This is a genomic window from Flavobacterium salilacus subsp. salilacus (assembly GCF_004634195.1).
Taxonomy (GTDB): domain Bacteria; phylum Bacteroidota; class Bacteroidia; order Flavobacteriales; family Flavobacteriaceae; genus Flavobacterium; species Flavobacterium salilacus.
Map to the genome: position 1 here is coordinate 48,915 of NZ_SKBP01000006.1, position 24,519 is coordinate 73,433.

General features: G+C 38.3%; 23 protein-coding genes. 12 read left to right on the forward strand and 11 right to left on the reverse strand.

Going from position 1 to position 24,519, the window contains the following annotated elements:
* Positions 1-146: 146 nt before the first annotated feature.
* From E0W68_RS08870 to guaA, 5 genes are all read right to left on the reverse strand, one after another.
* Complete coding sequence (locus E0W68_RS08870) at positions 147-392, reverse strand: DUF3820 family protein (RefSeq protein WP_225990350.1); 246 nt, start codon at positions 390-392, stop codon at positions 147-149.
* 13 nt (positions 393-405) lie between these two features.
* Complete coding sequence (locus E0W68_RS08875; protein WP_135219070.1) at positions 406-804, reverse strand: OsmC family protein; 399 nt, start codon at positions 802-804, stop codon at positions 406-408.
* Positions 805-807: 3 nt separating this feature from the next.
* Positions 808-2,760: a LysM peptidoglycan-binding domain-containing protein gene (locus E0W68_RS08880; protein WP_135219071.1), complete on the reverse strand. Its 1,953-nt coding sequence runs from the start codon at positions 2,758-2,760 to the stop codon at positions 808-810.
* 136 nt (positions 2,761-2,896) lie between these two features.
* Positions 2,897-3,694, reverse strand: a complete 798-nt coding sequence (locus E0W68_RS08885) for a muramidase family protein (protein ID WP_135219072.1) — start codon at positions 3,692-3,694, stop codon at positions 2,897-2,899.
* A gap of 227 nt (positions 3,695-3,921) precedes the next feature.
* Positions 3,922-5,451: a glutamine-hydrolyzing GMP synthase gene (guaA, locus tag E0W68_RS08890; protein WP_135219073.1), complete on the reverse strand. Its 1,530-nt coding sequence runs from the start codon at positions 5,449-5,451 to the stop codon at positions 3,922-3,924.
* A gap of 156 nt (positions 5,452-5,607) precedes the next feature.
* Between guaA and E0W68_RS08895 the strand changes: the two genes are divergently transcribed.
* The 7 genes from E0W68_RS08895 (at position 5,608) to E0W68_RS08925 (ending at position 11,143) form a co-directional block, all read left to right on the forward strand.
* Positions 5,608-6,282: a DUF4919 domain-containing protein gene (locus E0W68_RS08895; protein ID WP_135219074.1), complete on the forward strand. Its 675-nt coding sequence runs from the start codon at positions 5,608-5,610 to the stop codon at positions 6,280-6,282.
* Positions 6,283-6,308: 26 nt separating this feature from the next.
* Positions 6,309-6,743 carry a VOC family protein gene (locus tag E0W68_RS08900; RefSeq protein WP_135219075.1) on the forward strand — a complete coding sequence of 145 codons (435 nt, stop codon included), beginning with the start codon at positions 6,309-6,311 and terminating at the stop codon, positions 6,741-6,743.
* A gap of 104 nt (positions 6,744-6,847) precedes the next feature.
* Positions 6,848-7,861 (forward strand): DHH family phosphoesterase, encoded by a 1,014-nt coding sequence (locus E0W68_RS08905; protein ID WP_135219076.1) that lies wholly within the window; start codon positions 6,848-6,850, stop codon positions 7,859-7,861.
* Positions 7,862-7,864: 3 nt separating this feature from the next.
* Entirely contained in the window at positions 7,865-8,431 is a 567-nt protein-coding gene (gene gldI, locus E0W68_RS08910; RefSeq protein WP_135219077.1) for a gliding motility-associated peptidyl-prolyl isomerase GldI, read from the forward strand.
* 11 nt (positions 8,432-8,442) lie between these two features.
* The gene (locus E0W68_RS08915; RefSeq protein WP_135219078.1) at positions 8,443-9,552 is read left to right on the forward strand and encodes a peptidylprolyl isomerase; all 1,110 of its coding nucleotides are present in this window, start codon (positions 8,443-8,445) and stop codon (positions 9,550-9,552) included.
* Between the two features lie 96 nt (positions 9,553-9,648).
* A complete protein-coding gene (locus tag E0W68_RS08920; RefSeq protein ID WP_135219079.1) occupies positions 9,649-10,497 on the forward strand; it encodes a helix-turn-helix domain-containing protein in 849 nt (282 codons plus the stop codon).
* A gap of 109 nt (positions 10,498-10,606) precedes the next feature.
* Positions 10,607-11,143 (forward strand): carboxymuconolactone decarboxylase family protein, encoded by a 537-nt coding sequence (locus E0W68_RS08925; protein WP_135219080.1) that lies wholly within the window; start codon positions 10,607-10,609, stop codon positions 11,141-11,143.
* A gap of 56 nt (positions 11,144-11,199) precedes the next feature.
* Here E0W68_RS08925 and E0W68_RS08930 read toward each other — a convergent pair whose 3' ends face one another.
* Entirely contained in the window at positions 11,200-11,637 is a 438-nt protein-coding gene (locus E0W68_RS08930; RefSeq protein WP_135219081.1) for a hypothetical protein, read from the reverse strand.
* A 176-nt stretch (positions 11,638-11,813) separates the two neighbouring features.
* Between E0W68_RS08930 and E0W68_RS08935 the strand changes: the two genes are divergently transcribed.
* Positions 11,814-14,936 (forward strand): choice-of-anchor Q domain-containing protein, encoded by a 3,123-nt coding sequence (locus E0W68_RS08935; protein ID WP_135219082.1) that lies wholly within the window; start codon positions 11,814-11,816, stop codon positions 14,934-14,936.
* Positions 14,937-15,160: 224 nt separating this feature from the next.
* On the opposite strand, the gene E0W68_RS08940 is transcribed toward E0W68_RS08935, so the two are convergent.
* The 4 genes from E0W68_RS08940 to E0W68_RS08955 all read right to left on the reverse strand — a co-directional run bounded on the left by E0W68_RS08940 (position 15,161) and on the right by E0W68_RS08955 (position 20,544).
* Positions 15,161-16,354 (reverse strand): AIR synthase related protein, encoded by a 1,194-nt coding sequence (locus tag E0W68_RS08940; RefSeq protein ID WP_135219083.1) that lies wholly within the window; start codon positions 16,352-16,354, stop codon positions 15,161-15,163.
* Positions 16,355-16,543: 189 nt separating this feature from the next.
* The gene (locus tag E0W68_RS08945; RefSeq protein WP_135219084.1) at positions 16,544-17,434 is read right to left on the reverse strand and encodes an OmpA family protein; all 891 of its coding nucleotides are present in this window, start codon (positions 17,432-17,434) and stop codon (positions 16,544-16,546) included.
* A gap of 52 nt (positions 17,435-17,486) precedes the next feature.
* Complete coding sequence (locus E0W68_RS08950) at positions 17,487-18,254, reverse strand: OmpA family protein (RefSeq protein WP_162845820.1); 768 nt, start codon at positions 18,252-18,254, stop codon at positions 17,487-17,489.
* A 100-nt stretch (positions 18,255-18,354) separates the two neighbouring features.
* Positions 18,355-20,544: a glutamine synthetase III family protein gene (locus E0W68_RS08955; RefSeq protein WP_135219086.1), complete on the reverse strand. Its 2,190-nt coding sequence runs from the start codon at positions 20,542-20,544 to the stop codon at positions 18,355-18,357.
* Positions 20,545-20,892: 348 nt separating this feature from the next.
* Between E0W68_RS08955 and E0W68_RS08960 the strand changes: the two genes are divergently transcribed.
* Positions 20,893-21,156 (forward strand): hypothetical protein, encoded by a 264-nt coding sequence (locus E0W68_RS08960; protein WP_135219087.1) that lies wholly within the window; start codon positions 20,893-20,895, stop codon positions 21,154-21,156.
* 79 nt (positions 21,157-21,235) lie between these two features.
* Here the strand turns inward: E0W68_RS08960 and E0W68_RS08965 are convergent, their stop codons facing one another.
* Positions 21,236-21,745 carry a hypothetical protein gene (locus E0W68_RS08965; protein ID WP_135219088.1) on the reverse strand — a complete coding sequence of 170 codons (510 nt, stop codon included), beginning with the start codon at positions 21,743-21,745 and terminating at the stop codon, positions 21,236-21,238.
* 103 nt (positions 21,746-21,848) lie between these two features.
* On the opposite strand from E0W68_RS08965, the gene E0W68_RS13975 reads away from it, so the two are divergent.
* The 3 genes from E0W68_RS13975 (at position 21,849) to E0W68_RS08985 (ending at position 24,482) form a co-directional block, all read left to right on the forward strand.
* Entirely contained in the window at positions 21,849-23,441 is a 1,593-nt protein-coding gene (locus E0W68_RS13975) for a lipid A-modifier LpxR family protein (protein WP_225990351.1), read from the forward strand.
* 92 nt (positions 23,442-23,533) lie between these two features.
* Positions 23,534-24,070: an IS1096 element passenger TnpR family protein gene (locus tag E0W68_RS08980; protein WP_135219089.1), complete on the forward strand. Its 537-nt coding sequence runs from the start codon at positions 23,534-23,536 to the stop codon at positions 24,068-24,070.
* A gap of 43 nt (positions 24,071-24,113) precedes the next feature.
* The gene (locus E0W68_RS08985) at positions 24,114-24,482 is read left to right on the forward strand and encodes a four helix bundle protein (protein ID WP_135219090.1); all 369 of its coding nucleotides are present in this window, start codon (positions 24,114-24,116) and stop codon (positions 24,480-24,482) included.
* The last annotated feature ends 37 nt before the right edge of the window (positions 24,483-24,519 follow it).

The window sequence follows — 24,519 nt, forward strand, 5'->3', positions numbered from 1 at the left end:
TTGTGTTGTAGTAGTTGTAAAAAACGAGGCAAAAGTACAAAAATTAATCAATCCTTTTTTCAATTAATCAATGTAACGATTAATTAATGTATCAATACCCTTATATACAAATAATTGGTGCCTTGTTACCTATACCAATTAGTGAGTTATGGTTTAGGATATTGTGCTTTAATAGTACGTACTATATGTTCAAGCCCGTTAACTTTTAACTCATGTACCAGTTGTAACTGCTGCCCCAGTTGTCCTTTCGGGAAGCCTTTATTGCTGTACCATACTACATAATATTCAGGCAAATCTATAAGGTAACGTCCTTCATATTTACCGAAAGGCATTTTAGTATGTGCTAATTTTATAAGATAATCTTTTTGCTGTTCGGGCGAAGGTTGTTCCAAGCAATTATGACTTTTACCAGTTAAAAATTATATTTTTTTCAATATCAGAATGCAGGCTTTGGTGTACGGGGCAAGTTAAAGCGGTTCTTTCTAATATTGTTTTTGCTTTTTCATCTGCATCCGATTTCATGGTAAACACCACTTCTATCTTACCAATCCTGCGGGGGTCGGCTATCATGTGTTTTGTAACCTCTGCTGTCGAGTCGTTCATATTCACACCCATATCTCGTGCTTTTATCCCCATAACGGTAAGCATGCAAGTTGCCAGCGCATTGGCTACAGTATCGGTAGGCGAAAAGGCTTCGCCTTTACCGTTATTATCCAATGGGGCATCCGATATAATTTCGCTCCCTGATTGCAGGTGTACGGAGGATGTTCTTAAATCGCCGAGATAGGTTACTTTTGATGTCATAATTTATTGTCGTTGTGATGTAGGTAACGAAACGGTTGTTTTTTCAGCCTGTTTTACAGTAAGATTTTCGTCAAAATGCATGATATATACACCTGTATTGCGATAACCTCCGTTTTCCATTCTGTATGAAAATTTATTATCTACCTGCTCGGATGTTACGCTATCCATAACTGCTGTAAAGGGTTCAGGTTGAAAAAGTCGCAGTATAATATCAAAGGTTACATCAAAGCCTCTTGTGGCAAACTGATTTGGGACGCACCCGTTTTTCTCCCTGAATTTTTTTATAAACAGGGCTTCTTCGGGTGTTTGAACATCATTGGTTACCGACGGATACATCATTTTCAAAGCAGTAAGCCTGCTAAGGGGTATTTCGGCTGTTTCAAATATTTCATTGTTTTCGGGTACTGCAAGTTGTATGTTATAATTGTCAAGAGCGTCTTCAAGAATTTTTGTTGTATTTATCGCCATTGCCGAACGCTCTGTTTCCAGCACAACATAATTTATTTTGCCTTTTATCAACAGCCCTTTTAATGTGGCTGCATTAATGGTGCCGTCAGGATTAAGAGGTACTATTTTTACAGAAGGGTATTTCTCTTTTAAATACTGCTTAGAACTTATTTTTTTGGAGTCGATAACAGCCAGTATGTTTCCTCCCTGCATAACTAAATAATCAAATAATGCTTTTTTAGAATCATCTGAAGATGGTACGGACTGGAATAAATTAGGGTACTGCTTTCCATACTCTTTAGATAACGGTGATATTACAGGCACATTGCCTAATAAACTTGCTGCTGTTTCTGCATTATCTGGGAAAAACGGACCTATTACCGCATCAGTAGTATAAAGGCTGTTTTTTATAGCTGCAATATCTGATGTGTTTCTGGTTTCTTTTGTGTCCAGTATCTTTACTCGTAATGGTAAACCCAATGCTTCGGCAGAGTCTATAGCTATAAGTGCGCCTGCATAAAAATCGAGGGTTATGTTTAAAAATTTATCATTCCTGAGTAATTGCGATCTTACAGTATCAGTTTCTACCCTTTCCATATTGAACGGTATAAGCAAAGCTATTTCCTTCTGCGTTGTTCTTAGTAAGGATTTAGTCAAATCAACTGCTTTTCTTTTGGTTGCTACTGGTATTGTATCAGTAACAGAAGTAGTTTTAGGAAGTTTTAATTGCATTCCTTCTTTAAGACCTTCTTTTGCTTCAGGATTGAGGACTATAATTTCCTCTTCGGTAAGTCCTGTTTTCTTACTCAGGTTATAAAACGTTTCCTTTGGTCTTACTACATATATCATATAATCAGAAACCGCAGTAACTATCTGATTGTTAACTACTTTTTTATCAACCAGTTTTAGCTCATAGCCCAATGGCAGTATATCTTTTACTTCAGGGTTAAGTTCTTCAAGCATTTGCAGTGTCATACCAAAATCGCGTGCTATGGAGTATTTTGTTTCTCCTGCAACAACAGTATGGTATATGTAGGCATCCACATCTTTCTTGGCATCAATTTTTTCAACTTTTTTAACCTGTGCTGCAACAGTACTGCCTTTTATGGGGATAATTATTTCCTGCCCTATCTGTAAGTCATCTATACTTGTGTTGGGGTTTGCTTTTTCAATTGCTTCAACAGTTACATTATATTTTTTAGAAAGGCTGTAAAATGTTTCTGATGGTTGTAATACATGTATAGTGTTTACTACTTTACTGGGTTGTTCTTTCTGCGAAACCTGTTGCGATACCGGAAGCTGTGCCGGTATGAGCAACACCATATTCTCTTTAATACCATTTTTGGCATCAGGATTCAGCCGCTGTATATCATAAGGTGTAATCTTATATTTTTTTGCAATGCTTTTTATGTTCTCGCCTTTAACCACAGTATGTTTTTTATACTCTTGAGAAAAAGCTACTGTTGAGAATAGCATGAATGCGAATAATAAAATTAACCTTGTTTTCATTGTATTTATATAAAATATTAAGCCGTTACAAAGTTAACTTTTGTAACGACTTATTGACAAATTTTATTTTTATATTAAGAATTTATATTACCCCTTAGCAACAAACGGTTGCACCTGAAATAAGTGGAAACTTCACTTATTCCGGCTGTCCGGGCATTATACTCAGCTTTTGCCCTGCCTGAAGACCGTGCTTTAACTTGCGCTTATTATATTCGGTAATTACCTCTATGGTTGTGTTATATTTTCTGGCAAGTCCTGTTAAAGTTTCGCCCGATTTTACTTCATGAACTATAACTCCCTCAAGTGTTTCCGGTGTTGGTCCTGCGGGTATTACAAGCTCCTGCCCTATCTGTAATCCGTTTCGCAACTTTGTTTTATTAGCATCTGTAATTTCGCTAACGGTAGTATTATAACGCCTGCTTAGACTTGTTAATGTTTCGCCTGACTTTACTTGGTGTTTCACCTCAAACACTCCGTTACCGGGCAATGCAATAGCTTCTGTGGGCACAGGCTCGACAATAATAGGTGTTACCGTAGCTGACTGTGGCAATACATCATTAACCGTTGCCGTATGATTTTGCTGTACAGGAAGGTTTGCTTTAAGTGTTTTGCTTACCGTATCTTTTTTTACCGCCGGTTGTTGTTGTTTTGGTTTTGTATGATCTTTGACGGACATACTTCTGCCAACAGGAATTTTTAAAATACTACCCGGAGATATACCTTCAACTGCATCGGGATTAAACTCATATATATCCGATGGGCGTATAACATATTTTTTTGCAATCAGTACAATGGTCTCGCCTAAAGCGACTCTGTGGTTTATTACTTCTTCAGCCACATTTTTTGCGGAAACAAGAGTGGATGATTCCTGTCCCGCTACAGCATTACTGAACATTAAACCAAGTGTCAGCAATGCAACTAAACTATTTTTCATTTATGAATAATTACTTATTACAGCCAAAAATTTAATAAAAATTAATACTTCTATTAAATTTCAACAATTAGGATTTAAATTTTAATTTATTCTTATCTATGTAGGGGGGTGTAGATATATTTTTGCAATTTTAGTAAAAAGAAACAAGAGGTAGTACAAGACCAACCTATTTTATCATTAAATAATTGGTTTGTCTATACATTGTCTATATAAAACATTAGGATAAATTATTCCCACTCGATAGTAGCAGGCGGTTTAGAGCTAATGTCATACACTACCCTATTTACACCTTTTACTTTATTGATTATCTCATTTGATATTTTCATCAAAAAATCATAGGGCAGGTGTACCCAGTCAGCCGTCATACCATCGGTAGATTCTACGGCTCTCAGTGCAACTACTTTTTCATACGTCCGCTCGTCGCCCATTACCCCAACACTATTTACAGGAAGCAATATTGCTCCGGCCTGCCATACTTGGTTGTACAGTCCGTGCGATTTCAATCCTTCAATAAAAATAGCATCAACCTCTTGCAATACGCGCACTTTTTCGGGAGTAATATCGCCCAATATCCTTATAGATAATCCCGGGCCGGGAAAAGGATGCCTGCCGAGCAGCTCCGGGTCTATACCAAGCGTTGCTCCCACACGGCGTACCTCGTCTTTAAAAAGCATACGCAGTGGTTCTACCACTTGCAGCTTCATAAAATCGGGCAATCCACCTACGTTGTGGTGCGATTTTATGGTTGCCGAAGGTCCTTTTACGGACACTGATTCGATAACATCAGGGTAAATAGTGCCTTGTGCCAGCCACTTCACATCAGTAAGCTGGTGTGCTTCATCATCAAACACCTCTATAAATACACGACCTATGGTTTTACGTTTCAGTTCAGGGTCTTCAATACCTGCCAGTTGCGACAGGAAACGGTCAGACGCATCAACGCCTTTCACATTCAAGCCCATATCTTTATACTGGTGCAATACGCTTTCAAATTCGTTTTTACGGAGCAAGCCGTTATTTACAAAAATGCAATACAGGTTAGTGCCTATTGCTTTATTTAGCAGTACTGCTGCCACGGTAGAATCTACCCCGCCCGAAAGACCGAGTACTACTTTATCATTTTGTATTTTATCTTTTAATTCCTGTACAATATCTTCTACAAAAGTATCCGTAGTAAAATTCTGAGGTACTTCGGCTATTTTTACAAGAAAGTTTTCCAACATTTGCTTACCGTCTGTAGAATGATAAACTTCAGGGTGGAACTGTATGGCATACGTTTCCTCGCCTTCTATTCTGTAAGCGGCATTTTCTACATCTTTGGTACTTGCCAGCCTCACTCCGTTTTTGGGAAGTTGTTTAATAGTGTCACTATGGCTCATCCATACCTGACTGCCTGCCTGAACATTTTCAAGAAACGGCTCGTTATCTTTAACATAAGAAAGGTTAGCCCTGCCATACTCGCGTATGTTGCTGGGAGCAACCTCTCCGCCATGAAAATGAGCGAGGTATTGCGCACCGTAACAAACGGCAAGCAGCGGCAGCTTACCCCTAATTTCTGAAAGGTCAGGGTGCGGAGCATCTTCTGCCCTTACCGAGAAGGGACTGCCCGATAGTATTACAGCTTTATAGGATGATAAATCAGTTGGAGGGTTATTGTAGGGGAAAATTTCGCAAAATATATTTAACTCGCGAACCCTTCTCGCAATTAGTTGTGTGTATTGCGATCCGAAATCTAAAATTAGTACGTTGTGTTGCATGTGCAAAAATAGCTATAAAATCGATAAATGAAAACGCACTTTTAATTTTTATTCCTCTCTTTTTATCACTTTTATAACATTAAAATTTGATAAAACACGTTTTATGTGATAACTACAGTATTTTTATTATCTTTAAAATAAGTAACATCCAGCACCATGAAAAAATATGCCACACTACTGACACTTATGTTTTGTGCTTTCGTATATGCTCAAAATCATGAATTTACGGCACCGGACTATGCTGTTATTGAAAAAAATGTAAAAGACAAAAAGTCTGCATTCTATTTCGATAAGCTGTTTGAGCGTTATAATCGTGCTGACAGTACTATGACGCTTGAAGAAAGAAGGCATTTGTATTACGGGTATTCTTTTCAGGAGGAGTATGCTCCCTATGGCAGGGCTGAGGAACAAAACAAGTTGCAGGAAATATTGCAAAAAGAAAAAGCGGAGAAAGAAGATTTTGAAAAAATTATTGAATATACCGATGATATTTTAAAACAATACCCTTTTAGTTTACGGATAAAGGAATATCGTATTTACTCGTTTCGCGAACTGGACAAAGATGCCGAAGCGGAAAAGGAAAGTGTACAGGCAACTATAATTATAGATGCTATACTAAGCAGTGGCGACGGTACTGAAAAAGAAACCTGCTTTTATGTAATTAATACCTTAAATGAGTATGAAATATTGAACCTGCTTGGGTTTGATTTTGGTGGAAAACAATCGCTTATTGATGGTGAGTATGACTACCTGACGCTTGCGGAAAACCCCTATCAACTGGAAGGTTTTTACTTTAATGTTTCCAGATGTTTAGAATCGTTTAAATTTTAGCATTGCATAAAACAAAACAATAAAAAATGGCACAAATTAATCCCTACATCACCTTTAAAGGTAATTGCGAAGAAGCATTCAACTTTTACAAATCTGTTTTCGGTGGCGAGTTTCCATATATCGGTCATTATAAAGACACTCCATCTTCTCCGGAATATCAGATACCGGAAGCGGAACAGGATAAAATAATGCATGTATCATTACCTATCAGTAAAGAAACCCTACTTATGGGGAGTGATGTAATGAACTCTTATAGCCACATGACTACTGTGGGTAATACTATTTCAATATCAATTAATGTTGATAGCGAAGAAGAAGCTCACCGCCTTTTTAACGGACTATCGGAAGGCGGGAGAGTAACCATGCCTTTGGAGAAAACTTTTTGGGCGCCATTGTTTGGTATGTTTACTGATAAGTTTGGCATAAGCTGGATGCTGAACTATGAAAATAAGGGAGAATAATTACAATAATAGTATATACTATAAGGCTGTATAAAGCGTTTGGCTTATGCAGCCTTTTATTTTGCACATAGCGGGCATATGGGAAAAAGGTGTAAATTCGCAAAATGATGATAAAAGAAGATATAGAGGCGATTAAAATATTGTTAGCCTCTCCTAAAAAAATTGTAATAACCACGCATCGTAACCCTGATGGCGATGCAATGGGCTCTACATTGGGATTATACCATTTTTTACTACAAAAGGGACATCAGCCTACTGTTATTTCTCCTAATGAGTTTCCTGATTTTTTACAATGGCTTCCGGGTACAGAGAACGTAACTGTTTTTGAAAGAGAAAATGATACGGCTGTAAAGCTGTTAAAAGATGCCGAAATAATTTTTACACTCGATTTTAATACCCTTAGCCGTACCGGTGACCCTATGCAGAGTGTTTTGGAAAATTTGGAGAAAACGTATATAATGATAGATCATCATCAAAAGCCTGATGATTATGCTCAATATACATTCTCTGACACCAACTATGGTTCTACCTGCGAAATGATATATCATTTTATCCATCAACTGGGCGAAGGCAATACTATAAACAAAACTATTGCCACCTGCCTGTACACCGGCATTGTTACCGATTCGGGTTCATTTCGCTACCCCTCTACTACAGGTACTACCCACCGTATCGTGGCTGACTTTATAGATATTGGTATAGACAACAGCAAAATACATGGTATGCTGTTTGATAACAATTCGGAAAACAGGATACATATTTTGGCAAGAGCTTTGCAAAACATGAAAGTGCTGCCGAAATATAAAACGTCATACAGCTACCTGAGTCAGGAAGAATTATCCGAACTGGGGCACAGTAAAGGCGATACCGAAGGCGTTGTAAATTATGGATTAAGTATTAAGGATATCGTTTTTACTGCTTTCTTTACCGAAAATAAAGACGAAGGTATTATAAAAATATCCTTCCGGTCTAAAGATGGTTTTGATGTAAACCAATATGCACGGGAGTATTTTAACGGGGGCGGACATATTAATGCCGCCGGTGGCAGATCAACCGAATCATTAGAAAGCACTATACAAAAATTTATTGCTACTTTAGCAAACATAAAAATTGATTGAGAGATGAAGAAGATTTTTTTTACAATGCTGTTTTTAATAGGTATAATACTTACCGGATGCTCACAGCAACAGCAAGCCAGAAGACCCGTATCGCAATCTTCGGGTTCTGCATTTATAAACGAATCGGTAGAGCGTAACCGAAAACTTATTGCCGAAGAAGAAGCACTTATAGATTCTATCATTAAAAGTAATCCGCATATTGATTATATTGCGTCAGATAAAGGTTACTGGTATCATTATGAAATAGAGAATACAACGGATACCTTAAAACCTAAAAGAGGCGATGTGGCTTACTTTGACTATGATGTAAAAGACCTGAACGGCAACATTATATATAGCGAAGCAGAATTAAAACCACAAGTGTATTATGTAGATAAAGAAAATATAATGATGGGGCTGCGCAGCGGTATAAAGCTAATGAGAGAGGGAGAAAAGGTTACTTTTCTGTTTCCTTCCAACATGGGTTACGGCTACCATGGCGATAATAATAAAATTGGCATAAACCAGCCTTTGGTATGTACCGTTACACTACATGATATACAACCGGAAAATGAAGTAAAAAAACAATAATTAACTTATAAATGAAACCAATGACAAGTATTTTTTTAAGTGTAATTGCTCTTTTATTTTCTTGCAATAACACAGATAATTCACAATCATACGAAAAACTGGAAGATGGTTTGTATGCCAAAATTGAAACGAATAAAGGAAACATATTATTAATGCTGGAGTTTGAAAAAACTCCCCTCACGGTGGCAAACTTTGTAAGCCTTGCCGAGGGTGAAAATGAAATGGTTGAAAAAGATTATAAAGGAAAACCTTTTTATAACGGGCATAAATTTCACCGTGTTATAAAAGATTTCATGATACAAACCGGCGACCCGAAAGGAGATGGTTCAGGCGGGCCTGGCTATAAATTTCCTGATGAAATAACTGATTTAAAGCATGATAAAGGCGGTATCCTGTCAATGGCTAACGCCGGTCCTGCCACAAACGGCAGCCAGTTTTTCATTACACACAAAGCTACCCCCCACCTTGACGGAAAGCATACTGTTTTCGGGCATGTAATAAGCGGTATGGATGTGGTAAACCTGATAGAGCAAGGCGATGATATGAAATCGGTTGAAATAATCCGTGTAGGGCGCGATGCCAAAAATTTCAAAGCTTCAAAAATATTCAAAAAAACACTTGAAGAAGCTATAGAAGAGCAAAAGAAAAAAGAAGAAGCTTTTAATAAGGTAAAAGCCGAGAAAATGGCCTACTTCAGCGAAATGAAAGCCAAAGGTATTACGACCAACTCAGGATTAACTTATATTATTACAGAAAAAGGCACTGGCGAAAAACCTGCTGTCGGATCAACAGTTAATTTAGAATATTCAGGTTTTCTGGATAATGGTTTTCTGTTCGATTCAAGTATCGTAGAGGTAGCCAAAAAATTTGGTAACTATATTCCCGAAAAAGATGCCGGAGGTTTTTATAAACCCATACCTTTTAAAACAGGAGCAAAAGCAGGAATGATACCAGGCTTTATAGAAGGTATCGAGCAAATGTCTATAGGAGATAAAGCCATTATATTTATACCGGCACATTTAGGGTATGGAGAAAGAGGAAACCCAAGAGGTAAAATACCCGGAAATGCTAACCTGATATTTGAAATAGAAATGCTGGAGAGTGCGCAGCCCGGCAATTAAATTTTAAAATAATAATAAACTAATAAAAGGATTTGCTACACAAATCCTTTTATTAGTTTATACCACTAAGTAGTATTATAACTTTTTTGGGCTTATATGAATTTAACTTTTAAAGATAATAAAACCAATGCCGATTTTCGTATTATAGACGGAAATGAAGAGTTTGACAGGCTGTTCTTTACGCGTGACAGGAAGGATAAGTTACTTACTATTGCCTGGAACAGGGGGAGCGCACAAAAAATAATGATTGATGAAGCGGAATATGATTTTCCTGCCAACTCAATTTTACCACTAATGGTAAACCAAACTTTTCGGTTTGAAAATGCCAAAGATATTGTTGCCTGGCAGTTTAACCGTGATTTTTACTGTATAATAGACCACGACAAAGAAGTAAGCTGCGTGGGGTTTATATTCTACGGCTCATCTCAAATGATGTTTATACAACTCGATGAAAAAGAGCAAGATAAAATAACGTCCTTGTTACAAATTTTTGAGGACGAATTTGAAACTACAGATACTATACAAGGCGAAATGCTTCGACTGCTATTGGTAAGGCTCATTATTACCATTACAAGATTGGCAAAACAACAGTATATAGCCCCTGAAAATGAAGATGACACCAAGTTTAATTTATACCGAGAGTATAATATAATGGTAGAACAAAACTACCGTACCCATCACGATGTACAGTTTTATGCCGCTGCGCTGAATAAATCGCCAAAAACATTGGCTAATGTATTTGCATTATATGGCAAAAAAACACCTTTGCAAATCATTCAGGAAAGGGTGATAACCGAAGCCAAAAGATTAATGTATTATACCGATAAATCGATGAAAGAAATTGCTGCCGAAACCGGATTTGAAGATACCTCACACTTCAGTCGTTTTTTTAAAAAACAAACCTCTACTACCCCTACCGAATTTAAAAATACCATAAAAAAGTAGTTTAAGGAAATATTGCACATACATCGGGAACTTTAACCATTTTTCAGCATTGCCATTCGCAGCATCTTTGTACTGTCAATAATGACATACAACAAATTAAACGAGCAATATGAAAAATTTCACAGTTCCCACAAGAGAAGAAGTATCTGAAAACAATCAGGCAATTTTTGACAACCTTACCAAAGGCTTAGGTATGGTTCCTAACTTGTATGCCTATTTTACAAAAAGCGAAACAGCATTAGGAGATTACCTTACTTTACAAAACCGAAAAACATCATTAAGAGCAAAAGAAAAAGAAGTAATAAACCTCGTAGTAAGTCAGGTTAACTCATGTGACTACTGTCTTGCCGCACATACCGTTGTTGGTAAAATGAACGGATTTACAGACGGGCAAATATTAGAAATACGAAAAGGTGAGGTTAGCTTTGACAGCAAACTGGATGCACTCGCCAAATTTACTAAAGATATTGCCCTTAACAGAAGTAAACCCTCTGCAACAGCTACAAAAGCTCTTTTTGAAGCAGGTTATACCGAGGCGAATCTTGTAGATATTATAATTGTGATAGGCGATAAGATGATATCCAACTTTCTTCACGGTGCAACCCAGTTCCCTATTGATTTTCCTGTCGCACCGGCTTTATCATAATCATCCCGTTATATAACAAAAAAGCGGGCATCTTTTAGGATGCCCGCTTTTTTTATTTATACATTAAATTTCCATTCAAACTCATCTTCATCAGTAATAATTGCTCCAAGCTCAACCCGCACAACTTCACCAAACTCTACTACAAAAATAACCCAGTTATCTTCGTTAAAATAATTATCTAATGAGTCGAAAACCTCATTTTCAAACTCGCCAATACCATTTTCTTTTAACATGGAATGCAGAGCCTCCCATTCTTTACCAATAACAGGAACAGAAAACACTTCCAGTTCAGGATGCGAAGCAATCATGTATCCTAACATAAAATCTTCATCCTCATAAAAAGTGAGGCGTAACTTTCTGTCATTATACAGATAGATAATGTTTTTGTCATCATCTTTATACTCCCTGTCGGGTTTTCCGTATAATGCTTCAACGTCTTTTTGTTTCATTCCAAAAAGCAATTCTCCGATACCTTCTCTAAAATTTATTTTCATAATTAAACAGTTTTGGTTGTTTACTAATAACAAAGTTACAGTTTTATCAGCACGTTAATACACAGGAGCATTAATAAAGATTTATAAAATTGTTTAAGTTTTTTTTAACTAAAAAATAAAAACCGATACCTGAAAATGCCCGTAATCATATATAAACCTATTAAAAATCAAATATTATGAAAAAAAAATCTACCTTTTTTAAAAGCGTTATGTTTTTATTTTTTCTGTCAGGCTTTACCTTCATGGCAAATGCGCAGACAGTAACCGTAATGAACAGCAACGATAGCGGAGCGGGCTCGTTCAGGCAAGCCGTTATAGATGCATCAGCAGGCAGCACTATTGTTTTTGATGCCGCTGTAAACGGCACTACTATCATGCTAACATCAGCGGTAACAATCGATAAAAACCTGACAATAAGCGGTAACGGTGAAGACCAAACCATGATAAGCGGTGGGAATACCACAAGAATATTCTCTATTACCGATACTGAAAATATTACCGTTAATAACCTTACTTTAACTAATGGCTCCGCAGTTGATAATGGCGGAGCTATTTCATCTTTAAACAGTATGCTAACCCTTAACGATGTAACTATAACATCATCCGATGCAGCAGGAAATAATGCTGACCAAGGTGGTGGTGCTATATACCTGATGGGCGGAATGCTTACTGCAAACAACTCCACTTTTTCAAATAACACTGCATCAGGCACATCAGGTAGTGGCGGTGCTATATTAGTTGGTACAGGTGGTAATGTTACAATTGTAGGCAGCACTATTACTGACAACATGGCAAGTCGTGCCGGCGGGGGTATAGAAAGCAACTCAGGAGCTATGGGAACTGTAACCTTAACCAATGTAAACCTGGATGCTAACGAAACAGGGGCTAACCCGGGTAATGGTGGCGGACTGCATATAACAGGTGCAGGTAATGCAACCATAAGTGGCGGTACAGTAAATAATAATGTGGCAGCAGCCGAAGGCGGAGGCTTATGGAACGGTTCGGGTACTATGACTGTAACAGGAACAACAATAAATATGAATACTGCAAGTGGTAATGGAGCTGACCAAGGCGGTGGCGGTATATATAACCTGAGCGGTATGCTTGAAGTTAATGCCGGAACTGTGATAATGGGTAATATAGCCAATGGTACTGCGGGCAGTGGCGGAGGTATCCTTAACGATGTAAACGGAATGCTTACCGTAAACGGTGCCGAGATAACCGGTAATACATCCAACCGTGCAGGCGGTGGTATCGAAGATAACTCAGGAGCAATGGGAAGCGTAACACTAAACAACATAATGCTTAACGGAAATACAACGAATAACGCACCCGGTAATGGTGGCGGGCTTCACGTAACAGGTATGGGTACCGTAACTATTTCGGGCGGTATGGTAAACGATAATACTGCCGGAGCGGAAGGCGGCGGACTTTGGAACGGTACAGGGACTATGAATATAGACGGTACTGTAATATCCGGAAATACTGCCAGCGGTGCAGGTGCCGACCAAGGTGGTGGAGGTATATATAACCTTAACGGAGGTACACTCACCATAATGAATGCAACAATAAGCAATAACGTAGCAGATGGTGCTGCGGGAAGCGGAGGAGGAATATTAAATGATGTAGGTTCTATGCTTACTGTTACTGATACTGAAATATCAGGCAATACAGCAATGAGAGCCGGTGGCGGTATAGAGGATAACTCCGGTACAAGTACCATAATGCTTACCAACGTAATACTTAACGGAAACATTACTTCGGCAGCTCCCGGTAATGGTGGCGGGCTTCACATAACAGGTAGCGGAAGCGCAATAATCAGCGGTGGTAGCGTAACCAACAATACAGCAGCATTGCAAGGTGGTGGATTGTGGAACGGTACAGGAACAATGACGGTAAGCAATGTAATGATAGACGGCAATACGGCATCGGGGGCAGCAGCAACTGATGGCGGTGGCGGTATTTTTAATACAAACGGTACTTTGATTGTAGAAAACAGTACTATAACCAATAATATTGCAAACGGTACATCGGGTAACGGTGGTGGTATATTCAGCGCAGCAGGCGATGTAACCATCGTAAATACCGATATTATGAACAACAGTGCCAACCGTGCAGGAGGTGCTATCGAAATTATAGCAGGCACACTTACCGTTAACGATTCCGAACTTTCAGGCAACGATGTTGATGGCGGTGCAGGAACACCAAACCCCGGTAACGGAGGTGCATTACACGTAAGTGGTGCTGCAACTATAGTGTTTAACGGCGGTGTGGTAAACAACAATATGGCAGCTCGCGAAGGTGGCGGTTTATGGAACCAAACAGGCAGTGTTATGACTGTAAACAATGTTACCCTTGATGGTAATACTGCAGCAGGTGGCGCATCGGATGATGGTGGTGGTGCCATATTTAATAACGGAGGTACATTAAATGTAAACGGTTCTACCTTATCTAATAATGCCGCTACAGGATTACTGGGCAGAGGTGGTGGTATTCACGTGAATGCCGGTACTGCGAATGTGATGCTTACTACTATTTCGGGTAATACAGCATTAACTAATGGTGGTGGTATATTCAACAATGCCGAACTTAATGTAAATGCTAATACTATAACGCTTAATAGTGCTACTATAAGCGGGGGCGGTATCTCAAACAGTTCTGCAATGTCGCCAATAATAAAAAACTCTATTATAGCAGGCAACATTGCTGTTGTATCGGGTGCCGATGTTTTTAGTGATGAAGGTATGATTTCTTCAAACGGTTATAACCTTATCGGACTTGATGGTTCAGATGCTTTTGATGCCAATGAAGATGATATGGTAGGTACAGCAGGAAGTCCGATTGATGCAGGACTATTAGCTTTGGCAGATAACGGCGGACCGACATTTACTCACATGTTAAACTGCCCAAGCGTGGCTGCGGATATGGGTGACCCCAATGACAATTTTGATGACCAAACGGGAGCTTCTGTATTTAACGGCAGACGTGATATAGGGGCATATGAAGCACAAGAGCCTTGTGTACTTGCCAATGAAAACTTTACAGCAGGTAACATAGAAAGTGTTATTTACCCTAACCCATCAGTAAACGGATTCTTTAACATAGAGCTGGCTGCTAATCATACAGCAGGTGCAGATGTATTGATTTATGAAATTGGTACCGGTAAATTAGTGAAACAAATGAAAGCCGAAAATATGAGTATAGCTATTCCGATGAATGGCTACGCTTCGGGTACGTACATCCTCCAAATCATTTCTGATAAAGCTACCGAAACACACAAGGTAGTAATCGCAAACTAATGTTGCTTTTTGAGATTGTTGGTAAAGCTCCCCTTGTGGGAGCTTTGCTTTTTATATAGCGTATCTATTTTTATTGCTATTAAAAAGGGCTGTCTCAAAAGTGCTTAAACAAGCATCTTTGTCATTCTGACGAAGGAAGAATCTCTGATTTATCAAATAATTGAGATTCTTCACTCCATTACATTGCGTTCAGAATGACACTTTTGAGACAGCTCCTTTGAAATTTAATATATAAAAGTACCGTATTCGCTTTGTATGGTAAGCTGTTTTGATTTTCCCCCTTCGGGGGTCAGGGGGCTTACCCTTCCCACAATTTGTGCTTCTACATTAAAGGATTTTGAAATGGCTATGATATCTTGTGCTATGTTTTCGGGTACATATAACTCCATACGATGACCACAATTAAATACCTGATACATTTCTTTCCAGTCGGTGCCACTTTGTTCCTGTATCAATTTAAACAATGGCGGAACAGGGAAAAGGTTGTCTTTTATTACGTGTACATTATCTGTAAAGTGAAGCACTTTAGTTTGCGCACCACCGCTACAATGTACCATACCATGAATATCGTTTGGGGTATATTTTTCCAGTATTTTTTTGATGATAGGTGCATAGGTACGTGTTGGCGAAAGTACCAGTTTACCGGCATCTATAGGGCTGTCTGCTACTTCATCAGTCAGTTTTACATTACCGGAATACACCAACTCATCGGGTACGGAAGCATCAAAACTTTCAGGGTACTTTACAGCGAGGTATTTGCTAAACACATCATGGCGTGCCGAAGTAAGCCCGTTACTGCCCATTCCGCCATTATAGCCTTTCTCATAACTTGCCTGCCCGAATGATGCTAAACCTACAATTACATCGCCTGCCTGAATATTGGCGTTATCCACTACATCGCTGCGCTTCATGCGTGCCGTTACGGTAGAATCGACAATTATGGTACGGACTAAATCGCCTACATCGGCAGTTTCGCCACCTGTGGAATGTATGGTTACACTAAAGTTTTTCAATTCCTCAATAAGTTCTTCCGTACCGTTAATAATAGCCGAAATTACCTCGCCCGGAACAAGGTTTTTATTCCTGCCAATAGTAGAAGAAAGCATGATATTATCGGTTGCACCCACACAAAGCAGGTCGTCTATATTCATAATCAATGCATCCTGTGCTATACCTTTCCATACCGATATATCGCCTGTTTCTTTCCAGTACATATAGGCAAGTGACGATTTTGTACCTGCACCATCGGCATGCATAATAAGGCAATACTCCTCATCGTTGGTTAAGTAATCGGGTACTATTTTACAGAATGCTTTTGGGAACAAGCCCTTATCTATATTTTTTATGGCATTGTGTACATCCTCTTTAGAAGCCGAAACCCCTCTTTGGCTGTAGCGTTTACTGGTATCAGAACTCATGTAGTGTAGTTTGTGTTGTAAAACGCAAAGATAATGCTAATGGCTTAATGTAACAATTTTATAAGTAGCAATATTAAGGCAACCACCCCATCCTTAAGAGGGGAAGGGATTGTTTCTTCGTACCTCCTCACAATGACACAATATGAGATAATTGCTACATTAAACTATTATTACATTGGTAAATTGGACTTAAGGGTTCTCAACAACCAATACCTCTACCCTGCGGTTAGCCGCGCGTTCTTCTTCTGTTTTTTCGGGTAAGGGGTATATTGGGTCGGTAGTACCAAGCCCTTCAAAAGCGGTACGCTCTTTTTCGATACCATTTTGGCGCAGAAACATTGCTACTGCTTTGGCACGGTCGTAAGACAGCTTGCGCGGGTCGCCGTCTATACAGCAAATGTGCCCCAACAGTTTTATTTTCAGGTTGGGGTTCGCCTTCATGATTTCCAATAACTCAAATAATCGCGGGCGAGATTCGGGTACTATGGCAAAGGTATTAAGTTGGAAATTCAGGTTTTGAATTTGTAATTTTTCTCCTGCTTTGGCTTCCCCTACCCGCTTCATAAACTCCACATCCAGCGGAATTTCTTGCCTGCCGCCACGCGGGTCGGTTACATATACCCTATCAGGATAATTTATCGGGGCTTTTTTCTTTATGGGTTTCGGCTCTTCTTTTATACCCAGTATCTCATTTTCTTTGGCAAGGTCTTTTTCCTGCAAGTAGTATAATGTTACTTTTCGGTTCTCGGCTTTTACAGGCGACATTTTGTGCAGTTCGCCAAAACTTCGGGTTTTAAAATCTTCGCGAGTGGGTACATTACCTTTTATAATACCAAATACATAACTTACTCTGCGTTGTGCCAGTGTATCGTTTAGCCCTGTTGAGCCATCTTCATCGGTATAACCGTTTATAGCCAGTATTTTAGATGTTGCATTGGCTTTCATCCATGTATAAAGGCGGTCGGTTTCAGCTTTTGTAAGCTCATGCTTGTTGGTGTCAAAATATACCGAGAATTGTTCCTGTGCCGTAGTTAGAATGGAAAATAGTAGTAATACAGTATAAAAAACCAGCTTTTTCATTATGCTCTTCGTTATAGTTTGCAAGTTATATAGCAAACTTAACGCTAAAATATTAATTATCTACAATTTCTATTTCTACACGCCGATTAGCCACACGCTCTTCTTCATTTTTTTCGGGCAATGGATAAACAGGTTTGCTGCTGCCAAAACTTTGATACGTAAGTCGATTGGCATCAATACCATTACCTATAAGATATTTGTATATGGCAACGGCTCTTTTTAATGATATGTTATTTTGTTCTTTATTTTGGCAACAAATGTGTCCTTGTATGTCTATTTTAAGTTTAGGGTTTTCTTGTAGTATTTTTAAAAGTGTTTTTAATACCGGATAAGACTCTTGTAATATGATATCCGAATTATCATAAAAATGAAGATTAGGTACTTTAAGCACATCTCCCTTTTTAGCCTCCTTTACCACTTTTACAAAAGGATCTTCTTTCTCTCCTTTGGGTGGTTTTGTGGTATAATATATTTCTACTCGGCGGTTATCGGCATCATTTTTTTCTTGTTCAAAATTTTCGCCAAAAGCCTTTATTTCTACACTATTTAAAATAGACAATCCATTAGCTTTCAATGTATTTAAAACAGTATAAGCACGACGTTTAGATAGTTTTACATTATAAGCATCGGTATCTGCAGCATCGGTGTAACCATATATTTTTTGAATTTCAGCTTCCTTATTTTTGGCTATCCACTCTAATAAGTTATGCTGTGAGTTGGTGTTAATTTCGTCGAGAGCAAAATCAAAATAAACGGTAAAAACATCTTGTGACCATGCTGTATTAATTGTTAGCAAAAACAGAAGTAATAATTTCTTCATTATACTATATTTTAACATTTAACGCTAAAACCACCGATTTTAGTACACACAATAAAGCCCGCCATAAAGGCGGGCTTAAAACAACACAAGTTAGTGTTTATTATCTTGTAAACAGTAATTCTCTGTATTTGGTAAGTGTCCAAATTTCGTCATCTACCAAAAGTTCCAGTTTGTCACAGTGGTTTCTGATGGTGTCAAAATAAGGTTTAACGTTGTCACAGTATGCGGCTGCCATTGCTTCGGCTGTATCAAGCTCATTGGCTTTCTTGCGCTCCTCAATCATTGCTTCCACTTTGGTATTGATTCCTGCAATGTGCTCAGAAATTTCTCTTATCAGTGCTATTTGCTCTTTACCAATGGTTTCATATTCTTTACCAAATATTTCTTTGAGTCCCTTTACGTTTTCTATAAGTACATTTTGATAACGAATAGCGGTTGGCACTACATGATTGCGGGCAATGTCGCCCAGTACCCTGCCTTCTATCTGTATTTTCTTAGCATACTCTTCAAGCTCTATTTCATAACGGGCTTCCATTTCTACATGGTTCATTATGTTAAGCTCTTCAAATAAGTCTAAAGTCTTTTTAGATACTTTTGCTTTAAGTGCCGGTGGTGTAGTTTTGTGGTTACTAAGTCCGCGCTTTGCAGCTTCCTTTTCCCACTCTTCGCTGTAGCCGTCACCTTCAAAAAGAATAGCTTTAGTTTCTTTTATGTACTCTCTTAGTATATTAAAGATAGCATCATCTTTTTTCATGCCTTTATCGGCAATAAGTGCATCAACTTCTTTCTTAAAGTCTTTTAGCTGTTTGGCAACAATGGCATTCACTATAGTCATGGCATTGGCACAATTGGCTGTTGAACCTACTGCTCTAAACTCAAATTTATTTCCTGTAAAGGCAAATGGCGAAGTTCTGTTTCTATCGGTATTATCCAGTAATACATCCGGAATTTTACCTACTACGTTCAGCTTAAGATCTGTTTTCTCCTGCGGAGAAAGTTTGCCCGACGATACTCCTTCAAGTTCTTCCAGCACTTTGGTAAGCTGCTGACCTATGAATACTGATATAATAGCGGGTGGTGCTTCGTTAGCCCCAAGCCTGTGATCGTTTGATGCTGTGGCAATACCTGCTCTCATCAATTCCTCATTAGTATATACGGCCTTAATGGTGTTGATAAAGAAGGTAAGGAATTGCAGGTTGCTCATCGGGGTTTTACCCGGACCTAAAAGGTTAACACCTGTGTCTGTAGCCATAGACCAGTTGTTGTGTTTACCCGAACCGTTTACGCCCTTAAATGGTTTTTCGTGTAACAATACTTTAAAATCATGACGCTCGGCAACCTTTTGCATCACATCCATAATTAGCGAATTGTGGTCAACGGCAAGGTTGGCTTCTTCAAATATAGGAGCTAACTCAAACTGGTTTGGCGCTACTTCGTTATGACGGGTTTTTACAGGAATGCCCAACAGCATACACTCGTTCTCCAGATCCCTCATGTAGTTCAATGCTCTGGTGGGTATAGAACCAAAATAGTGGTCGTCAAGCTGTTGCCCTTTTGCCGATGTATGCCCCAAAAGCGTGCGCCCTGTAAGCATAATATCAGGTCTTGAATTGGCTAAAGCAGCATCTATAAGGAAGTACTCCTGCTCCCAGCCTAAGGTTGCAGTAACTTTTTTAACGTTTTTATCAAAATAACGGCATACATCCGTAGCCGCTTCGTCAACAGCGGCAAGTGCTCTTAGTAAAGGTGTTTTATAGTCTAACGCCTCTCCTGTGTAGGATACAAATATGGTAGGGATACATAATGTTGTACCAAATATAAATGCAGGCGATGTAGGATCCCAGGCGGTATAGCCTCGTGCTTCAAATGTGTTTCTGATACCTCCGTTAGGAAAACTTGAGGCATCCGGCTCCTGCTGTACCAGTTGGCTTCCGCCAAATTTCTCTACTGGCTCGCTACCGTCCGGTGATGTTTCAAAAAAGGCATCGTGCTTTTCGGCAGTAGTACCTGTAAGAGGCTGAAACCAGTGGGTGTAATGGGTAACGCCTTTTGATAATGCCCACTCTTTCATACCCATGGCGATATAATCGGCAAGTTTACGATCTATTTTTGTTCCATGCTGCACTGCGTTTCTTACCGCCTTGTAAGCTTCCGGCGTTAAAAATTGACGCATTGCTTTATCATTGAACACGTTACTTCCAAAAATAGCTGATTTTCTATCGAGTTCTTCAACCTCAACAGGCTTTCTGCGGGAGGTTTCTTTCAAAGCTTGAAAACGTAATGTTGACATGAAACTGTATATTTATTTGTTAATAGTTATTTAAATATAGTGCAAATATATAAAATATATATTTAAAAAATAAAACACCCCTATTTTTACAGGGGTGTTTTTAAGAAAAATGAATATTACAAAACCTTACCCCATAGTTTAAACAGTATATATAGCAGTATCACATATATATTCACTAAAAAGCTCATGATTTTCTTACCTTGTTTTTTAAAAAAATAAAAAACGTTAATAAAAATATAAAAAATAGCAAATAAAAAAGTTTTTGTTAAACATTTTACAACAAAAACAACTTTAGTATAACAATTCACTAATTTAGCACTGTAAGTTTAACTTTAAAAACAAATAACTATGAGTAATACAAAACGAATAATAGGTATTGCTGCGGGAGTAGCAGCCTTAACAACAGCCGGAATATTAATTTACCGGAGAAATGCTAAAAAAACGGCTTTCAGGGCGCAGGTAGAGGAAGCTAAAGATGCTATGAAAGGTAAATTGAATTCTTTGCAAAGAAAGGCAGAGAAAGAAATTAAAAACACAACGGAAGAAACAAAAACAGCAGTAAACACGGCTAAAGAAAGAGCTAACGAATGGACAAAAGCAGCCAATGCATAATAGCATGCTCTGCAAAATAAAAAAACAAAGCGTTGTGTATATACACAACGCTTTGTTTTTTTATAGTCTATTTTAGAAATTATCTTGTTTCGATAACCTGAATTTCCTGATTACCTCCGCTTGCACTCAAGGCGCTCATAACCGCATCATAATCATTTACATTTACCGTATCAGAGAAATAACCCGGTACAATAACAATCCTGAATACCTGATTAAGCGAGAAATCCTGTCTTAACATAGGATCAAAATCCGCATCAAGATAAATTGAAACACTGTTTACAGAGAAATCTGTAAAATAATCCAATGTTCCCTCTGCAAGGTAATATCTTGTAGGTACTTGTTCCCAAATGTCAGCACCAAGCGGGTCAATACCGCTCAATCTATATACCAACACCACATCCGAAGAATAAATTTGAGGTTCTAAAGGAATAGTAACAGTATAATCGCCTGTTTCGATAAAATTCACGTTTGCCACTTCAAATACCTCGCTTATGGTATCATTATCTACATATACAACATCGTCATCGTTATTGCACGATGTAAAAGCAAGTGTACCCACTACAGATAAAAGTAAGAATATCTTTCTCATGTTTTAATATTTTATTGTTTTGCTTATGTATTTTCAAAAACTGAACCAAAAAACGTTTTAACACTAATTTTATTAAATTATTTTTGATATACCTTTGTTCTGTATGGAAGCAAATTTAAAATTATATATGGTTTTACTGGGCTGCACGCCCAAAGGAAGGCTTACCGAGCAGCATGATATTTTTTTCGGGATAGGCAAATCTGTACAAGAGCTTATACCTGATATGTACACTTTTTGGGCAGATGGTGGCAGGTTACACATAGATGCCTGGCGCGAGGTTACCCAAGTAGGCAATTATCAAATAAACATTATTCCTAAAACTACGGAACTACAAGATGAAAAACTTTTCTTTATTAATATGGGTGGCTACAAACCCGGCGATTTTGAGGAATATCATTATAAAACCCTTGCCATAGCCCAAACAATGGGCGAAGCCGTTAAAGAAGCTAAAGCATCTGCCTTTTATAAACACTATGGTTTTGAAGGTGCAGTATCACACATTGATGATAAATATGCGCTGGATGCCGATGACCTGCACCATGTACAGGATATATTACTGCCAAACCTACAGCAACAATATACCATAAAGATAAGCCCTGCCACCCTAACTACAGAAGACGTACTGCACATTGGCTATTTGAAAATAGGCATATGCGTTAATTATTGTACCTATAAAACCGTAGTAACCCCTAAAAGCGTAGGTATATATAGTTGCCTTATCAACTGCCGTATCCCTATGAAAAACAATATTGCCTTTATATATTTACTACTACTGTCACTTAATATCTTTGCTCAACGTATAGACAATACCGCATCCTGGCTGGATATAAAAGACGATAATTACTTTCGGTTTCATTATGATAATGACTTTTTTACAAGTACAGATCTCAACTATACACAGGGTTATACTTTTGAACTCGTAACCCCTTGGCTGAAAAGAAACCCCGTAAATACCCTGTTCCCAAAACTTAAGGAAAGTGAAACCCGTTATGGTATCAGTTTTGAGCAAACGGGTTTTACGCCTGCCAGCATTAGCGCTGACGAAATTTTGTATGGCGACAGACCCTATGCTGCTACCATAGCCCTTAAAAGTTTTGTAATCGTTACCGATACGATTCATAAATCACGACTCACAACATCATTAACCACAGGAATGATAGGTCCTGCGGCACTGGGTGACGAAATGCAGACAGGCATACACAAATGGATTGATGATGACTTGCCACAGGGGTGGAAATATCAGATAAAAAATGATATTATACTGGATTATGAGTTAGCGTATGAAAAACAACTGTTTCGATTTAAAGACTATTTTGCCGTAACAGGCAAAGCAAAGGCAAGGCTGGGAACATTAAATACCAATGTAGCAACAGGGCTTACTTTCAGGCTTGGGCTTATTAACGCACCGTTTGCAAGTACTAAACAAACAAATAAGTTACAAGTCTATCTTTACGGTCAGCCCATGATAACCGCTGTAGGTTATGATGCCACATTGCAGGGAGGCATTTTCAACAAAAACAGCCCTTACAAACTACCTTATAGCGATATAGAAAAACTTACGGCACAGTATAATTACGGAATTGTTTTACAATACCAAAGCCTGTTTTTAGAATATTCGCAGGCCCTGCTTACACGCGAGTTTACTACAGGGCACTCGCATAAATGGGGCGGTTTTAAAATAGGTTTTAAACTTTAAAAAACACTTTATATTTAAAATTTATAAAAATCCAAAAAGTAAATTTCCGAATTAATGGTTTACCTTTGGGCTTTATAAAAATAACTAGATTTATGATTTACAAATTCAGAGTGATACTTGATGCGGAAGAGGATGTCTTTAGAGATATTGCCATCCGGGAAGAGGATACACTGGAAGATTTGCACAATGCCATTGTAAATGCTTTTGGTTTTGACGGATTGGAGATTGCCTCTTTTTATACCTGTGATGATGAATGGAATCAAGAAGACGAAATTCCGCTTTTTGATACCGGCGAGGTACTTGGCGAACAAAAAACAATGGCTGACTACCCCTTGATCACTATTTTAGATAGTGATAATACCAAGATAATTTATGTGTACGATTTTTTGAACATGTGGACTTTTTTAGTAGAGCTTGGTGCTATAGAAGAACCCGAAATCGATGCGAGTTATCCTGAACTTTTATTCTCGCATGGCGAAATGCCAAACAGTGCTCCTGATAAAGATTTTAGTGGCAATGAGAATGATATGTTCAGCGAATTTGACGATGATTATGATGACGATGACCTGGATATGTTTGACGATGATAACTTTGGCGATCTTGGTCTTGATGACGGAAACTGGAATTAATACCTTAGCTGCTAAGAATCTAAGTACCTAAGAAGCTGAGAATATGAGAAATTTCAGAAACTTGATAATATGGCAAAAATCTATGGTTCTGGTAACCAAACTTTATCAAGTTACAAAAGAATTTCCTAAAGATGAACTATTCGGGCTTACATCACAAATAAGGCGTTGCAGCATTTCTATACCCAGTAACATTGCCGAAGGGTGCGGAAGAAATACTGATAATGAATTATTAAGATTCCTAAACATTTCGTCAGGCTCTTTATTTGAGTTACAAACACAATTAGAAATAGCAAACAACATACACTACCTTGAAGAAGCTGTCTTTAAAGAATTATATGATGACACTCGTGAAGTTGAAATCATGTTGGTAAGCTTCATAAAAAAAGTAAAAGAACGTAGTATTATAAAATAACTAAACACCCTTAGTTGCTAAGAATCTAAGTATCTTA

Coding starts and splice junctions, on each gene's coding strand:
- E0W68_RS08875 (WP_135219070.1), bottom strand. CDS start 804: ATGACATCAAAAGTAACCTATCTCGGCGATTTAAGAACATCCTCCGTA.
- E0W68_RS08895 (WP_135219074.1), top strand. CDS start 5,608: ATGAAAAAATATGCCACACTACTGACACTTATGTTTTGTGCTTTCGTA.
- E0W68_RS08920 (WP_135219079.1), top strand. CDS start 9,649: ATGAATTTAACTTTTAAAGATAATAAAACCAATGCCGATTTTCGTATT.
- E0W68_RS08935 (WP_135219082.1), top strand. CDS start 11,814: ATGAAAAAAAAATCTACCTTTTTTAAAAGCGTTATGTTTTTATTTTTT.
- E0W68_RS08930 (WP_135219081.1), bottom strand. CDS start 11,637: ATGAAAATAAATTTTAGAGAAGGTATCGGAGAATTGCTTTTTGGAATG.
- E0W68_RS08950 (WP_162845820.1), bottom strand. CDS start 18,254: ATGAAGAAATTATTACTTCTGTTTTTGCTAACAATTAATACAGCATGG.
- E0W68_RS08965 (WP_135219088.1), bottom strand. CDS start 21,745: ATGAGAAAGATATTCTTACTTTTATCTGTAGTGGGTACACTTGCTTTT.
- E0W68_RS08915 (WP_135219078.1), top strand. CDS start 8,443: ATGAAACCAATGACAAGTATTTTTTTAAGTGTAATTGCTCTTTTATTT.
- E0W68_RS08885 (WP_135219072.1), bottom strand. CDS start 3,694: ATGAAAAATAGTTTAGTTGCATTGCTGACACTTGGTTTAATGTTCAGT.
- E0W68_RS08985 (WP_135219090.1), top strand. CDS start 24,114: ATGAGAAATTTCAGAAACTTGATAATATGGCAAAAATCTATGGTTCTG.
- E0W68_RS13975 (WP_225990351.1), top strand. CDS start 21,849: ATGGAAGCAAATTTAAAATTATATATGGTTTTACTGGGCTGCACGCCC.
- E0W68_RS08880 (WP_135219071.1), bottom strand. CDS start 2,760: ATGAAAACAAGGTTAATTTTATTATTCGCATTCATGCTATTCTCAACA.
- E0W68_RS08955 (WP_135219086.1), bottom strand. CDS start 20,544: ATGTCAACATTACGTTTTCAAGCTTTGAAAGAAACCTCCCGCAGAAAG.
- E0W68_RS08905 (WP_135219076.1), top strand. CDS start 6,848: ATGATGATAAAAGAAGATATAGAGGCGATTAAAATATTGTTAGCCTCT.
- E0W68_RS08940 (WP_135219083.1), bottom strand. CDS start 16,354: ATGAGTTCTGATACCAGTAAACGCTACAGCCAAAGAGGGGTTTCGGCT.
- guaA (WP_135219073.1), bottom strand. CDS start 5,451: ATGCAACACAACGTACTAATTTTAGATTTCGGATCGCAATACACACAA.
- E0W68_RS08960 (WP_135219087.1), top strand. CDS start 20,893: ATGAGTAATACAAAACGAATAATAGGTATTGCTGCGGGAGTAGCAGCC.
- E0W68_RS08925 (WP_135219080.1), top strand. CDS start 10,607: ATGAAAAATTTCACAGTTCCCACAAGAGAAGAAGTATCTGAAAACAAT.
- gldI (WP_135219077.1), top strand. CDS start 7,865: ATGAAGAAGATTTTTTTTACAATGCTGTTTTTAATAGGTATAATACTT.
- E0W68_RS08980 (WP_135219089.1), top strand. CDS start 23,534: ATGATTTACAAATTCAGAGTGATACTTGATGCGGAAGAGGATGTCTTT.
- E0W68_RS08900 (WP_135219075.1), top strand. CDS start 6,309: ATGGCACAAATTAATCCCTACATCACCTTTAAAGGTAATTGCGAAGAA.
- E0W68_RS08945 (WP_135219084.1), bottom strand. CDS start 17,434: ATGAAAAAGCTGGTTTTTTATACTGTATTACTACTATTTTCCATTCTA.